Consider the following 13,416-nt stretch of genomic DNA (forward strand, 5'->3'; position numbering starts at 1 on the left):
GGCACTTACCAATAAAAAAGAAAAAGTAACATATCAATTAGTTTGGTGAGCTGCTCCTTAAAAATTAAGCAGCTCACCAAAAATCTTTAAAGGATGTGTTTGAGTTGTTGACATTAAAAAAACTGAGAAATTTTTTAGCAACCCACCTTGAACCCTCGCTTTGTGAGTATATCTTGGAAAAGTTACCAATTGAGTATGAGTCTAAAACATTGATTGCGTTTAGCAATGACATCCCAATGTACGTGAATGTGGGAGAAATTTTATATTTAACCAGACTTAAAGGAAACCTCGTTAAAATTCATACACTGGATTCTGTTTATTCATACGAAGATAAAAAGTTTGATCTCATAGAATTTTTATCAAAAGAAAACGGTTTTTACATGGTCGATTCTAAATTGGCTATCTGCCCACTTCATATAAAGAAGTATAACTCTCGCGAAAGGAATATATATTTTCACGACAGCGGATCAAAAGAGTATCCCTTCGTATCTGTTACAGAAAGAACTGTCAGAGAATTTTTAAAAGTACAATTTGGAAAAGAATTCGATATACATTCATCGAATGATGAGTATGCGCCGCTTGGTGTGAAAAAAATGCTAAGGCAATCCAATTAATCCGCATAAATCTATGCGGTATTTTTTTTGGAACAAAACCGCGCGCGATTTTCGACATTATTCGATACAAAAATTGGTAATTCTAAAAAAGTAAATATTAAAATTTAAAGAAAAAGGAGCTAATTTTATGAGTGTATTTAAATATGTAAGGTGCTACCATTATTAACAGATATAAAGATAATGAGTGGACTAAAGGACAATTTGATATATAGCTTACAGCTCACATAATGAAGTTAGATTACCAATTGATAATTCCCTCAATTAAAACTATTTATTGTATTCTTTGTTTATTGCTCATGTTATAATGAGAAAAACGAACTTATGTTCCTATAAATTCTGCACGGAAATGATAAAAAACGACAACCGGGATAACCAAAAGGGGAGCTCATAATGAACGATTATATGATTGGTCTTGTTTATAGCGATAAGGGGTGCGACATCTATTTTGGCTTAAAAACCAAAGTGATGAATGTAATAACAGCAGCTAGCCTAGCCGGTTCTAGGCCGTACGCTAAATCTTATCCAACCGAAGATAAGATGTTGCTTCAGTTAGAATATTATCGCTCTGAGAAGCCGGAGTCCTCGATATTTCAAGCATAAACAGAATTAGAAGCTGATAAGCAGCTTCATAAGTTAATAAAATAAAAGAATATGATGTATTGACAAAAACGAGTTAAAATATTATATTAAAAACAAAGATTAATACATAAGTAGCACCATATTTTCGGAGACTAAAAAGCGAATTCCCTGCAGAAACTGAAATATGAACACCCAAAGGGAAAGGAATTATCTAGATCTCTGATGAATTAGTATGTAAGGTAAGATTTGACAATGGATGTTTCCAACAATTTGAGAATGATAATTACGATTAGATGATATCAACTAAATTAAAATTGAGACAGCTTATAAAAAGATAATTTCATGGGAAGGAAATTTTATTATGAAGTATCCAATTGGTTTAAAAATGACATGGCTATTTGCAGATAATCCAGAAGATATATATGTGATTGATGGTTATACGCAGGATGATAAATACATCGTTTATGTCGCCGATAAAAATGGGGTCCGCTATGCTGCACAAAAAACTTTAGTGACCGAGAATCAGCTTGATGAACTCATTGTTACTATTATTGCAATATAAACTTGTTGAGGAGTGAATCTATGAAATGGGCAGATCTAAGCAACAATGCTAAATCCATACTAGAATGGGTTGAACATGTCTGGACTGGGCAAAAGCAGAATATAGAAATACATAAAAATATGATGTGGAGACAGCCACTAAAGTATGTTGGAGATGTAAACGTTTTTGTCACTGAGGAATTATTTGATGAGATAAAAACTTGGCTACCACACAGTAAAGCAACAGTATATTCAATTGATGGAGATATGATTAGAGTCAGACTACGCGACGAAATCAAATTGCATTAAGCAATGAAACAACAATTTCATGTGCCAGATTATTTGGAAAGGAGCCTTTTTTCTTGGATGTCATTGCAATATATTATTTAAAGAGGCAAGTAAGTGCATAATTGGGACTAAGTATTCTGATGTGTCTCCTATCAAATAACTTTCATCACTCATTTTCCTAAGGGGGCTTGTGGGGATACAAATAATTTTCCCGAAGTATACGAACAATACAGGATGACATGCGATGCGACTGGAAAGAAAAGCCTTCTCAGTGAGTGTCAAATATATGCAACGAGAATGCAAGTCCCTGTTATTAACAGAATTTTAGGAGGAAGAATGAGTAATATAACAAAAAATCAACATTATATTCCGCAAAGCATATTGTCCAATTTTGCTAACAATAAAGGCAAAGTTTTTGAAATCCTCTTAAAAAATATGAATATCTATTCAGTAAGCTATAGACAGTCAATGTCTGAAAGATTCACATATGAACATCCCTATCTAGAAGATAATTATTTGGAAAAAAAATTTGGGACACTAGAAAGTTATTTTGCTCCAGCCATGAGGAAGATAATTGAATCAATTGAGTCTGATTCATTTAATATTCAAGATATAAAGAAGCAAAGTGAGACATACATGAGAGACTTCTTGATTTTTTACTATAGAAGCGGAGCACTACTGAATGAATATACTTTAGGCGGTCTTCAAAAAGAAGACAAGATACCCTTGTTGCTAGAAAAGATATTTGATTCAAAGTATCTAATAGAGTTAAGCAACACAATAATAAAGCACTATGATTTTTCCATTATAAAAAGTGAAGAAGATGGCTTTTTATTAAGTGATCAATATGTATCTACTTGTGCTTTAAGTATTAAAGGGCAGTATGCAAATTTAAGTAATCGCCATTTAGGATTAAAAGATGTATTAATACTGATACCACTATCCAGCAAGTACTATATTACATATTTTAATGGAAAAAAACCGCATTATATAAATTCAAATGCTGTTAACATATTATCGGGAGATCAAGTTAGGGAAATCAATACATCCATTATAAATAATTCATATATTAAGTGCATTGGGGCGAAGAGAGAATCAATTGAATTAGTTAAAGAGGCTTTTAAGTTCGAATCTCCATCAAAAGCTATAATGGTTTATGAATCAGGTAGACAAATAGCAGCCCTAAATAAGAAAGAAGTATTCTTTTATGATACAGACATCGAACAATGGTCGTACTTTCGAAATTTACACCATACTAAAAATTTTCATACGAAAAGAAACGATATCTGTAATTGCGGAAGCGGAAAGAAGTATAAAAGGTGTTGTTTAACTAAAACCGAGAGAAATTATTCAATTGTAAATAACATGTATAAAGAAGGGCATCACATAAAAATTAGAGTACATTCTACAGCAATTTTAGAAAAACCGCTAGATGAGTATACTTTTGTCTAAGGTATAGTGCAACCTGAGCGAAGATTTAGACTTGACTTCATTTCTCTCAAAACAGCCTAACGGCTTGCTCTGTCGCTTTTCTACATTGTTGATTGTCTAACACCTTATTAATTTACAGATGATGATTATATGAATGGTTATAACGGTACGACGACAACTAGAGAATTGGCAGAAGAAATTCTTAAAATTTATGTACGTTCATTTTCAGAGGCGATTGTTCAGTTCACACCTAACAATATAAGTCAAGAGAAAGTCTTCTTTAAAGAAGAATGAAATAATACTTTTTTAAGTTGGGAGGAGTATTAGATGGTTAATTCGTGGCACGTTTCAGTTGCAGCCGAATCCATTACAGCGTTTTTATTTGCAAGAATCGGATACGATGTCTCTGTTCAATACGGAGCAAACCAACCAGAATACGACTTGATGGTTTCTAAGGAAGATATCATTATAAAAGTCTCTGTCAAAGGAAGTAGAGATGGGGGCTGGGGACTTACACAAGGTTTCAAGAATAAGGAAGTCAATTATCATGAAGCAATCAATTTATGGCTGAACAAACACTCAAATAAGACAATCTTCAGCTTAGTTCAATTAAAGGATGTTCCAATCAATGAGTTGCCCAGAGTGTATCTAGCAACACCAGCTGATATAGCTGACTTAATGAAAAGAGCACGTAATGGAGCCGGTGATACGGTGCTGAGGGAGAATAAGGTATGGTCAAAGGCCCAATACACAGCCGATGCCATTCCAAAAGGATGGATATTTTCTGAGCAACGAATACACGAGGTTTTAGCGAATTTAAAGTAAAGGCAAGGAAATAGTTCATTTATGGGAGAGGTAGATTTGAGAATTTATGAGTTCTTTAGTGACCCCGTGTGGCAATCGGTTGGCGCTATACTAAGTGGAGGAACAGTCTTTTTCGGTGCATGGTACGGTACAAAGCTAGCAAATAACGCAAAAGCCAGAGATCAAAAAGTGGAATTTGAATTAACGATGAAAGCATCTATCGATCTTCTTGATGAAGAAATGCTGAGAAACAAAGAGCTTGTTAGTAAAATGGTCGGCTATTTAAAATTAAGCCCACCCATAATAAATGCATTTGATGCCTTGACTGCGGGAGCTTCGCACTTAAAGATAGAGGCATGGAATAACATTGTTAATAATAATATTTACCCGCATTTGACTGCTACCCAACATGTAAGTTACTACATGGCACACTATAAGGTGAAAACGCTGAAGAGCAATCTAGATATGGAGATTGCCGAATGGAAAAGAATTTGCGAGTTTAATAAGTATTACAAAGAGAATCCGCAAGATGAGATCATGCAATTTAGTAATTTAAAAGTTATCGCAAGTACTAAAGCTGCTAAATTGAAAGAAATGCTAGATGAGACCCTGTCTGCTTTAAGCGTGGTAGAGACCTTGATTGAAAATGATTGGAAAGAGGATTGATCAATTTTATCATGGAGGTGGAAGCCGAATGAAACTGTACATTGCAGGCATTAACCATAACGATCCGATGTGTCGGAAGCAGTTAATTGAATGGTTGCGATTGATAAAAGCCGAGAACATAGTTAGTCCAAGTTTCGTAGCGCCTGAATGGGACGAACAAATTTTTAAACTAGTGAAATCTCAACGCCCAAATTTTCTGGAAATGATAATGACCGAATGGGACTTTTTGTCCTTAGAAGAAGCAAGGGATATTTCATTTTCTTTAGCTTACGAGGGTGATGCACATGAAGAAATATATGAAACTCTACCAATTGTATGGTTAGACCATGGCAGAGAGTTCGATGAAGCTGTCCTTTCTAAATTCTCTATATACAGAATGAATTACTTAAAAAACCTAAACGTTGATAAAGTTGGGCAAACGTTTGTAAGAAACTTAAGTTCAAAAATAAGGGGAGGCGCTATTAATTTGGCAGGGGATAATCCATCTATTAACAAAGAGCGGGATAGAATATTTTATGAGGTAATTGAAAATCTAAGCGAGAATAAAGAAGGGACCTGGGGAATCGTTATAGTTGGATCGAACCATGCTGCAGATACGCCAGGGAGTATGAGAAACTTATTGGATCAGCGGGGGCATCAATGCATTGTTAATCTCATTGATTCTATTTAAGTTAATAAAATGAGTCTTTCATACTTCAAATTATTATTTTAAATAAAGGGGAGATAAAAATGCCAAAAAAGATCCATGGATTTTGGTCTAACTTAGGATCAACAATCACAGGCATATCAAGTGCTTTTTCTGATCTTAAAGAAGGAGTGAGAAGCGATGCAAAGCAGCTAAAAAATGATTTGAAACAAAGTTTGTCAGAGGGATCGCCTAGATTAGCCAAGACAATTGAGAGTATGGATCGAACCAATCAAACAATAAATAATATGAGAAGAAGTATTCCTCTAACTCTCCCCCAAAAAAATAAACTGTATGGTGGTTATACAATTGTAAGATCTAACACTGATATACAACCTGCCTCACATTTGATGGTAAGGCGATTTGGTTATGAGCATCATGGACTAGCGATAAATAATGAAGATGTTATACATTATACTGATCTCTCAATTCAAATCGGTTCAATTAAGGAATTCCAAGGTGATTCAAAAATCTATATAATTAACAGTGTCTGCTTATACTCGGTAGAAAAGATAATCGAAAGGGCTTATTCTAGGTTATCTGAAACACAGTATAATGTATTGGTCAATAACTGTGAACACTTTGTTAATTGGTGTAGAAGTGGTAACGAAAATAATTTTAATATTTGATTAATCTCAATAAATTAATATTTTATATTAGATTGGAGTTTTTGTTTATGCTTGAAGAATTACTTAAAACTCTATCACTTCCAGTAATTATCGCGATAATAACTTCAATAATTACTAATTACATTATTAAGAAAAACAATGATAAAACACTATTTTTGAGATATGTCACAGAAGAGCGCGCGAAGTGGAGAGATTTTATCAAAAATAGTACTTCCATTATTTACTCCAAAGATTATAAGAATGAGAATAAAAAAGCTGTAATTACAAAACTGATTTTAAATCTTAACCCGCAAAAAAGCAGTGCTGGAATTATAGATGACACAATAATTAAATTACTAGGTAAAATCGAAGGAGGTCTTTCAGACGATCTTACCTTAAAGCAGTTGAGATTTTGTGTTAGCATGTTATTAAAACATGATTGGGAAAGAGCAAAAATCGAAAGCAAAGGCGGCTTACGTGAGCAAAAGGAAGAAAGCGAGAGGCTCGACAAGATCTTGAAGGATTTTAAAGACTGGTTAGATGAAAACAGAATCAATCTATAATTTAAATATTGATGAGTCCATTTGAAAAATGAATGTACTCTACAGTATTCTTACTGGATTACACTTGCCTAAATAGATATAGAGGATATAGTTGGGAATTTTCTCACCAATTTTGTATATCGGTATTACAAAAGGCGAGGTTTAACACTGTAGTAGATCTTAGAACCGTGCCCAGTGTGATGTAGGATGAAAAGTTGGTAAAAAAAGTTAGGTCATTCTATTTCCTTCGAAAAGTATTTGACGAGACCGGATGCTTAATAAAATGCATGGTGTCAAAATCGGTTATTGATTTTAAAAAATAAATGTTGACAATAAAAACAAAAGGATATAATATTGAAATTGTAAGGGCCCTTAGCTCAGTTGGTTAGAGCGGTCGGCTCATAACCGATTGGTCGGGGGTTCAAGTCCCTCAGGGCCCACTAAAATAACACCACATGGTGATTATATAGATACTCTGGGAAAGGAGAAGAGAGCAGCAATAAAAGAAGAATTTGATTGTTAATAAAATAAAACAATAAAGGAGATTGCTAATTGTCAGATCTTAAAGAGACCAAAGGCAAAGTAAGAATTGAAGGATATATTGTTGGGTTTGATCCTTGTGATGAAAAAACTTATCGAGAAGGCATTACAAAACAAGGCACCGGTAAACCATTTAGAAGTATTAGTCTAAAAGTGAAAACATCTAAAACAAACGTTATTTACAACTTAGACTTGTTCGGCCAGATCCCAGATAAGAAGGTTAGATTGCATTCTAATAAAGATGGTGTAAAACAAAAAATCGAGATTGACTATACTGAAAGAGAAAACTTTCCGGAGGGCTTTACTTGTTTCGGCTTCGGTGTCACCTCTCTAGCACTAGAAAAGGATTCCGAAGGGAAGTCTCGTAAACATAATTATTTTGACTATGAAGCAGTAGGAAAAATTCGCGATTCAATTAATGATGGGGATTATGTTTGGATAGATGCTACATTTAATATCAATACATATATAAGCAATGGAGAAACAAGATCTAAGGTGAAATATAAGATAGAAAATATAGGTTTCAAGTCTCCTGCAGATTTTGAACAAGATAATTTCAAAGAAGTAAGTTCATTTGAATATGACATCGTGGTCCTTAATACAAATTTAAATAAGGAGAAAAATAGATTGTACGTTGGTGGTCGACTAATTGACTACTTTGGTAATTTCTCTGACATGACATTCACAGTTGACACCTCAAAGCATGAAGCTCTTGCTGAAAACATTAAGAACAAAACTCGCTTTGGAGACATTATTTCTGTACAAGGCCGCTGCGTAAACGGGGCTGTATTAGTCGAAGCGCCTAAGGTTCTGGATTGGGGAGGGGAGAGTCCTGAGGGTGTAGGAAAGTTGGTAGAAGATAAAGTGTCCGAGTTTCAGATTACAAAGGTAACAGGTCATAAAGCAAAGGCCTATAAACAAGATGACTTCATTCAAACGATTCAAACGTACGAGACAAATGCTCCTGACGATTCGCCGTTTCCGTGGGAACAATCCGAAAGTCCGTTTAATTAAAAAATAAATAATTGGAGGAAAAATGATTTGGCATTTGTAAAACCGGAAAAGAAAAAAGAAGGCGTAAAAATTTTAGCTTATGGTGATAGCGGATCGGGAAAAACTCCATTTGGTCTGTCATTCCCTAACATCGGTCATGTAGATTCTGATTCTGGAACTACATTTTATAATAAAGATAATGTAGTTGTGACAACTAATACACTGTCTCTGAAAGAGTTGCACGAAGAAATTGAAGACGTTGAAAGAGAGTCAGAATTATTTGATTCGATTGATACATTTACGGTTGATAGCATTACTCGTTTGCACGAAAACCAGGAACACGCCGCTCTAAAGGTTGTAGAGCAACGTGCCATGCAAAGCAATCGACTCGTTGAGGGTGAAGGGATTTCAGTAAAAGAACGCGGAATTATAAAGCTTCATTACGAAAAATTCTTTGGAAGAATGTTAGAGCTTGCAAAGCAGGGGAAAAACCTAGTATTTATTGCTGAGAAAAAAGATAAAAATGAAAATAAAAAGGATGCAATAGGCAACCAGATCACCGTAAAAGTTGGCGAGATGCCGAACATGCAAAAGAACGCCGAATACGATTTCGACGTTGTAATTAAAACATTCATTAAAGACGGTGAGTCTCATGGGCTCGTTGAAAAGGATCGTACAGGAACTTTTAAGCCAGGTGAAGTAATTTATAAACCTAATTATACTCATTGGGCTGAAGCTATAGCTCAAGCACAGTCGGGTCGTCAACGTAAGAAAGAAGAGATCAAAAAATTTGATGCTGCTATTGATAAAGAAGCAGAACACCATAGCATTTCAAGTGGGGACAGAATTGGACAAATCATTTTGGAAATTGAGAATATCATTAATTCGCACACAGTTAATAAACAAAAGGAAATTGCTGATGAATTTACTAAACAATTCAGCACAATTAAGTTTAAGGAAATTAAGGATCTTGATAAACTGCAAAAGATGCTTATCGTAGCTAAGAAAGTCAGTTAATAAATCGAACATTTCATTATTCGAATCGCTCCTTGTCAAACTGAATAAGTAAGGCGAGGAGCGATTTTTTATATAGATAAAATACAGTATCAAGAAGGGAATGTTATGAGCGAGAATAAGACGCTGTCTTTCATTTTCATGGCTATGCTAATCCTGTTAACTGGCTGTAGGGTGGATGAAAATGTTAAAGATCCGAAAGAGACAACTCAACCGACTATTGAAATGCCGATAAATCCATTTAGAAACCTAATGCATTTGGAGATTCAAAGCACTCCGTCGCCGTCTTTAGAAGCGACTCCCTCAACTACAAAAGTTGATGTTAAAAGTATAAAGACTGATGACAAACTGAGCGAAATTAAAGAAGTAAAAGATAATGATAAATATAAAAATTTTGAAGTCACTGCATATACAAATAACCGCGAATCAACAGGTAAAAGCCCTGGCGACAAATACTATGGTATTACAGCGAGTGGTCAAAAAACAAAAGAGGGATATACCATAGCGTGTCCTAAAAGCATGCCGTTTGGGACGCAGATTTACATACCTTATTTTGGTAATACATACACTTGTACTGACCGAGGAGGAGCAATCAAGGAGGGCAGATTAGATGTGTTTATGAGCAGTGAGAGTAAGGCGGCAAAGTTCGGGCGAAGGAAGCTTGAAGTCCAAATTATCCAGAAAAAAGGTGAATGAGTATGAGTTACGTGGCCAATGAGAGAGAAACCGTAATTCAATGTGATGACGAGACAATGAAATGGAACTTGTACACCCTACAACCAAGAGTAATCACAAAGTTAAAAAAGGCCGGAATTGAACCGGCAAGAATCAATTCAGATGGGGCTCATTATTATGATAACATTGATTTTGGCAGAGTGTCTTTCCGGAATGAAAGCACCAGGACTATGAGCGACGAACAAAGGCAGGCAGCCGCACTAAGACTAAAGAAGGCGCGTGAGAAGAAGAATTGAACAATGAAAAAATGAAGATCATCAGCATTGGAGGATTAGACAAAAGCGGCAAGCACACCCAATCAAAATTGCTTGCCGAAAGATTGCGTAGCGAAGGTTATAAAGTAATGCAAAGCGAGTTTCATCGATACGACACGCCAACCGGCGAGCTAATAATGAAGTGGCTGCGCAAAGAGTGGGGAGTATCTGCAGAGACGATTGAATTGATTATGGCTGCGGATAAGCAGGCTCAGCAGGACTGGTTTACGGAGCTAGAGAATGAGGAGTACGAATTCTTAATCCTTGATAGGTATAGGCTCTGTCAAGTCGCTTATGGGCTTGCTAACGGGAGAGATGGACGTTGGATTATGGAATTACAGAAGTATATGCGAAAGCCCGATCTTGACATTGTAATCGACATTCCAGCAGAAGAGAGCATGAAGAGAAAAGGAAAGCATGGTGAAAATGACAGATATGAATCAGATCTGGGCTTACTTACAAGAGTACGTAGCTATTATAAAAATGTATCTACAAATTACGCTGCACCGATTAAAGCAATTGTTGACGGATTAGGATCATTTGAGGAAATACATGAAGCTATAAGAAAGATTGTCGTTGAGGAATTCAGGCAATAATAACTTGATTTTATAGGAGGAGAGCAGTGTCCAAAGAAGGTTTTAGCACAGTTATCGAATACCCGAGAAAGATGGAAGTTGGTTCGGTAGTTACTTTTCAAAATAAGTTTATTGTCATTTCCAAGATAACTAAAATCGAGCCAATAACGGAGACGAAGTTTCTGGTCAGCGGATTCGGCAAAGTTACTCAATGAATATTGAGGAACTTAGGAGGTGTTTGCATATGAAAGTGATCATCATACTTGATGATTCAGTGTACGGGAAGACAACTAGACAATATGATTTCCCTGGATTAAAAAGAAGTGCAGCAATTTGTAGGGCGGTTAATAAGGTTCGCGATGATCACAGTTTGAGGATGTTTCAAGTGACGAAAATCCGAACAGCGAGGTAAACACTGAAATACATGGAGGTTGAAATGAAAGATCTATTCGAATCTTTACCTTGGGTAACATTCTGGATTATCGTTAGATGGGTTTTTACAACATTAATTAATCATTAAACAAAGAAATACACGGGGGGATAGTATGTTGGGCGACACATCAAAAATATATAGAATTTTAGCACAAACTGAAGGCGCAACGATAACTACTGATACATCTAAGAACATGACGGCATCGGATGAAAAAGTAGTGGCTCAGAAAGATATCATCGCACCAAAGGGGAAGTATCAGCCATTCGTTTTGATTCCTATTTGCACAGAATTTCAGTGGAAATATGGACAGATTAACTTTTGTCCTCGATGTGGAAAGAACATTTGTGAATCTGTTGGAGGCGACTATCTAGAGGGTGTTACCGATCGGTTAGATTTTGATTGTCCAGAATGCGAGGCGAACGTATTCGTTCATATTATAAGCACACCAGAAGAAACAAATGACATCGATATTGAAGAAGAAAACTGAGAGGAGGGCTATTTTGAAAGTAATCGTTGCCGGTTCACGAACCTTTAGCGACTATGAGATGTTAAAAAGAAAACTCGATTCACTTCTCGCCTTGCAACCTCGCAATGAAATCGTAATTGTATCGGGAGCTGCAAAAGGAGCAGATAAGCTGGGTGAAAAGTATGCTGCTGAAAAGGGTTATAGAATTTCTAGTCACCCTGCAGACTGGGAAAGACACGGCAATAGTGCTGGATACATAAGAAATGAAGAGATGGCGAAAGAGGCAGATGCTCTGGTGGCCTTCTGGGACGGTATAAGCAAAGGTACAAAACACATGATTGATCTGGCTAAGAAGCACGGTCTTCAGGTAAGAGTAATTAACTACTGAATAAAATCGGATTTTTATGGGGTGGAGAAAAGTTGAATGATGAGATTCAGGAAATTATTAATTACTTTGAATTAGAAGAAGGGTATGACAAGAACGTACTAATCACTGACATTTTAGGAGAGATCGGAGATGTAAGAGGCTATTCTGCTGATGAGATTGGCCTAGAATGGGATGGACGCACACTTACAGATTTAAGAAGCTTTGCAGATGAATTTTACGGCAAAATTATTGAGGGAGTTTGTAATGTTTTAAAGAGCTATTGAGAAAGGTAATTTTTCGTACCTGATAAATTTGGACTTTCCTTGGAATATAGAAAGGAGAAATATGAACTTAGAGATATTTAAAAAGGACGGAACCTTAAGAACAAAGCCTCCAAAGAGATATGAATGTAGCAAATGCAATTTAGTGACATCGAAGCCAGCAACTTTGAAGACCTTAGGGTTGTCGATACTTGTTTGTCATAATTGCACAGGTAAGATATGTGAACGTAAAGAATACATAGAATGGACGAAAAGAAGAACAGGCCAATGGAGCGTTGAACTTGAAATTTTAAAGCTGGTTATGGGAGTTGAGATGACAAGGGATGAAATAAGTACAAGGATGATGCATGTTGATGACAATTTGTTCTCCAGTAGTTTCTCGGATCTATGTTATTGGGGAAAATTGAATATTAATAAAGATTCGGGGTCAATCAAATACAGTGCTAGAAGCAAATAAAACTGGAATTTTAACAGGAGTGTGAAAAGATTGGGTGTTGATTGGTACACATGTAAAAACTGCGATAATACGTTTCATGACGCCGGTAACTACGGATGCTGTTCAAAATGTGAAGAGATGTACTGTGGTAAGTGTTACGATGCATTTATTAAGAAGTATGGTGAAATAGATGAAGATAACGAAGAGTACGCCATCTATGGTGAATCACTGCCAGAATGCGATTGGTGTAATGGAAAAAAAGTTGAAGATAGCGATTTGTTAAACTTTGCTCTAGAGAAGTTGTGTATGAAACGAAGTAAGCTGAAGAAGGAATATGTGCTTCATAAATTCGGAAGATAAAATGGAAATTTTATAAGTTTTGAAAAGGAGGATACATTTGAGAGAGTTTTTACTTGAACAATGGGTCTGTGACTGTGGTTTTGAATTTTATACAAAAGGATTTCCTGATGATCTGATTGTATGTCCTTCTTGTGAATCGTCTGAAGGTTTAGGAGATGGTCAAACAGTTAAAGCGGTACGCTGGAATGGAGAAAAGTTAGAGTAG

General features: G+C 35.8%; 20 protein-coding genes and 1 tRNA gene. All 21 read left to right on the forward strand.

Annotated features, from left to right (window positions below):
- Positions 1–95: 95 nt before the first annotated feature.
- The 21 genes from HMPREF1207_RS25070 to HMPREF1207_RS29445 all read left to right on the forward strand — a co-directional run bounded on the left by HMPREF1207_RS25070 (position 96) and on the right by HMPREF1207_RS29445 (position 13,416).
- Positions 96–614: a hypothetical protein gene (locus HMPREF1207_RS25070; RefSeq protein WP_442950135.1), complete on the forward strand. Its 519-nt coding sequence runs from the start codon at positions 96–98 to the stop codon at positions 612–614.
- A 390-nt stretch (positions 615–1,004) separates the two neighbouring features.
- Positions 1,005–1,214 (forward strand): hypothetical protein, encoded by a 210-nt coding sequence (locus HMPREF1207_RS25075; RefSeq protein ID WP_016424092.1) that lies wholly within the window; start codon positions 1,005–1,007, stop codon positions 1,212–1,214.
- A 340-nt stretch (positions 1,215–1,554) separates the two neighbouring features.
- On the forward strand, positions 1,555–1,755 hold the full coding sequence (locus HMPREF1207_RS25080) for a hypothetical protein (protein ID WP_009671763.1): 201 nt from the start codon (positions 1,555–1,557) through the stop codon (positions 1,753–1,755).
- A gap of 20 nt (positions 1,756–1,775) precedes the next feature.
- Positions 1,776–2,042 carry a hypothetical protein gene (locus HMPREF1207_RS25085; protein ID WP_016424093.1) on the forward strand — a complete coding sequence of 89 codons (267 nt, stop codon included), beginning with the start codon at positions 1,776–1,778 and terminating at the stop codon, positions 2,040–2,042.
- 315 nt (positions 2,043–2,357) lie between these two features.
- Positions 2,358–3,473 (forward strand): DUF4238 domain-containing protein, encoded by a 1,116-nt coding sequence (locus tag HMPREF1207_RS25090; protein WP_009671743.1) that lies wholly within the window; start codon positions 2,358–2,360, stop codon positions 3,471–3,473.
- Positions 3,474–3,779: 306 nt separating this feature from the next.
- Positions 3,780–4,277 (forward strand): hypothetical protein, encoded by a 498-nt coding sequence (locus HMPREF1207_RS25095; RefSeq protein WP_016424094.1) that lies wholly within the window; start codon positions 3,780–3,782, stop codon positions 4,275–4,277.
- A gap of 21 nt (positions 4,278–4,298) precedes the next feature.
- Positions 4,299–4,922 (forward strand): hypothetical protein, encoded by a 624-nt coding sequence (locus tag HMPREF1207_RS25100; RefSeq protein ID WP_016424095.1) that lies wholly within the window; start codon positions 4,299–4,301, stop codon positions 4,920–4,922.
- Positions 4,923–4,950: 28 nt separating this feature from the next.
- Complete coding sequence (locus HMPREF1207_RS28545) at positions 4,951–5,592, forward strand: hypothetical protein (protein ID WP_016424096.1); 642 nt, start codon at positions 4,951–4,953, stop codon at positions 5,590–5,592.
- A gap of 59 nt (positions 5,593–5,651) precedes the next feature.
- Complete coding sequence (locus tag HMPREF1207_RS28550) at positions 5,652–6,236, forward strand: lecithin retinol acyltransferase family protein (RefSeq protein ID WP_016424097.1); 585 nt, start codon at positions 5,652–5,654, stop codon at positions 6,234–6,236.
- Positions 6,237–6,283: 47 nt separating this feature from the next.
- Positions 6,284–6,778, forward strand: coding sequence for a hypothetical protein (locus HMPREF1207_RS25115; protein WP_009671735.1), 495 nt, complete (start codon positions 6,284–6,286; stop codon positions 6,776–6,778).
- A 345-nt stretch (positions 6,779–7,123) separates the two neighbouring features.
- Positions 7,124–7,197, forward strand: a tRNA-Ile gene (locus tag HMPREF1207_RS25120).
- 112 nt (positions 7,198–7,309) lie between these two features.
- The gene (locus HMPREF1207_RS25125) at positions 7,310–8,311 is read left to right on the forward strand and encodes a hypothetical protein (RefSeq protein WP_016424098.1); all 1,002 of its coding nucleotides are present in this window, start codon (positions 7,310–7,312) and stop codon (positions 8,309–8,311) included.
- A 27-nt stretch (positions 8,312–8,338) separates the two neighbouring features.
- Positions 8,339–9,307 carry an AAA family ATPase gene (locus HMPREF1207_RS25130; RefSeq protein ID WP_009671750.1) on the forward strand — a complete coding sequence of 323 codons (969 nt, stop codon included), beginning with the start codon at positions 8,339–8,341 and terminating at the stop codon, positions 9,305–9,307.
- 105 nt (positions 9,308–9,412) lie between these two features.
- Positions 9,413–10,000, forward strand: coding sequence for a 3D domain-containing protein (locus HMPREF1207_RS25135; RefSeq protein WP_009671755.1), 588 nt, complete (start codon positions 9,413–9,415; stop codon positions 9,998–10,000).
- A 271-nt stretch (positions 10,001–10,271) separates the two neighbouring features.
- Positions 10,272–10,889: a dTMP kinase gene (locus tag HMPREF1207_RS25145; protein ID WP_009671736.1), complete on the forward strand. Its 618-nt coding sequence runs from the start codon at positions 10,272–10,274 to the stop codon at positions 10,887–10,889.
- A 26-nt stretch (positions 10,890–10,915) separates the two neighbouring features.
- Complete coding sequence (locus tag HMPREF1207_RS30010) at positions 10,916–11,083, forward strand: hypothetical protein (RefSeq protein WP_009671746.1); 168 nt, start codon at positions 10,916–10,918, stop codon at positions 11,081–11,083.
- Positions 11,084–11,413: 330 nt separating this feature from the next.
- A complete protein-coding gene (locus tag HMPREF1207_RS25150) occupies positions 11,414–11,788 on the forward strand; it encodes a hypothetical protein (RefSeq protein WP_016424101.1) in 375 nt (124 codons plus the stop codon).
- 13 nt (positions 11,789–11,801) lie between these two features.
- On the forward strand, positions 11,802–12,155 hold the full coding sequence (locus HMPREF1207_RS25155; protein WP_009671767.1) for a DUF2493 domain-containing protein: 354 nt from the start codon (positions 11,802–11,804) through the stop codon (positions 12,153–12,155).
- Positions 12,156–12,187: 32 nt separating this feature from the next.
- Positions 12,188–12,418 (forward strand): hypothetical protein, encoded by a 231-nt coding sequence (locus tag HMPREF1207_RS25160; RefSeq protein ID WP_009671765.1) that lies wholly within the window; start codon positions 12,188–12,190, stop codon positions 12,416–12,418.
- Between the two features lie 475 nt (positions 12,419–12,893).
- Positions 12,894–13,211 (forward strand): hypothetical protein, encoded by a 318-nt coding sequence (locus HMPREF1207_RS25165; protein WP_148498316.1) that lies wholly within the window; start codon positions 12,894–12,896, stop codon positions 13,209–13,211.
- A 37-nt stretch (positions 13,212–13,248) separates the two neighbouring features.
- Entirely contained in the window at positions 13,249–13,416 is a 168-nt protein-coding gene (locus HMPREF1207_RS29445) for a hypothetical protein (protein WP_009671744.1), read from the forward strand.

Origin of the sequence: Paenibacillus sp. HGH0039 (genome assembly GCF_000411255.1) — a bacterium.
Taxonomy (GTDB): Bacteria; Bacillota; Bacilli; order Paenibacillales; family NBRC-103111; genus Paenibacillus_F.

Bases quoted from the DNA above. Each gene is read 5' to 3' on its own strand.
- HMPREF1207_RS25075 (WP_016424092.1), top strand. From the start codon at position 1,005: ATGAACGATTATATGATTGGTCTTGTTTATAGCGATAAGGGGTGCGAC.
- HMPREF1207_RS25080 (WP_009671763.1), top strand. From the start codon at position 1,555: ATGAAGTATCCAATTGGTTTAAAAATGACATGGCTATTTGCAGATAAT.
- HMPREF1207_RS25085 (WP_016424093.1), top strand. From the start codon at position 1,776: ATGAAATGGGCAGATCTAAGCAACAATGCTAAATCCATACTAGAATGG.
- HMPREF1207_RS25090 (WP_009671743.1), top strand. From the start codon at position 2,358: ATGAGTAATATAACAAAAAATCAACATTATATTCCGCAAAGCATATTG.
- HMPREF1207_RS25095 (WP_016424094.1), top strand. From the start codon at position 3,780: ATGGTTAATTCGTGGCACGTTTCAGTTGCAGCCGAATCCATTACAGCG.
- HMPREF1207_RS25100 (WP_016424095.1), top strand. From the start codon at position 4,299: ATGGGAGAGGTAGATTTGAGAATTTATGAGTTCTTTAGTGACCCCGTG.
- HMPREF1207_RS28545 (WP_016424096.1), top strand. From the start codon at position 4,951: ATGAAACTGTACATTGCAGGCATTAACCATAACGATCCGATGTGTCGG.
- HMPREF1207_RS28550 (WP_016424097.1), top strand. From the start codon at position 5,652: ATGCCAAAAAAGATCCATGGATTTTGGTCTAACTTAGGATCAACAATC.
- HMPREF1207_RS25115 (WP_009671735.1), top strand. From the start codon at position 6,284: ATGCTTGAAGAATTACTTAAAACTCTATCACTTCCAGTAATTATCGCG.
- HMPREF1207_RS25135 (WP_009671755.1), top strand. From the start codon at position 9,413: ATGAGCGAGAATAAGACGCTGTCTTTCATTTTCATGGCTATGCTAATC.
- HMPREF1207_RS25150 (WP_016424101.1), top strand. From the start codon at position 11,414: ATGTTGGGCGACACATCAAAAATATATAGAATTTTAGCACAAACTGAA.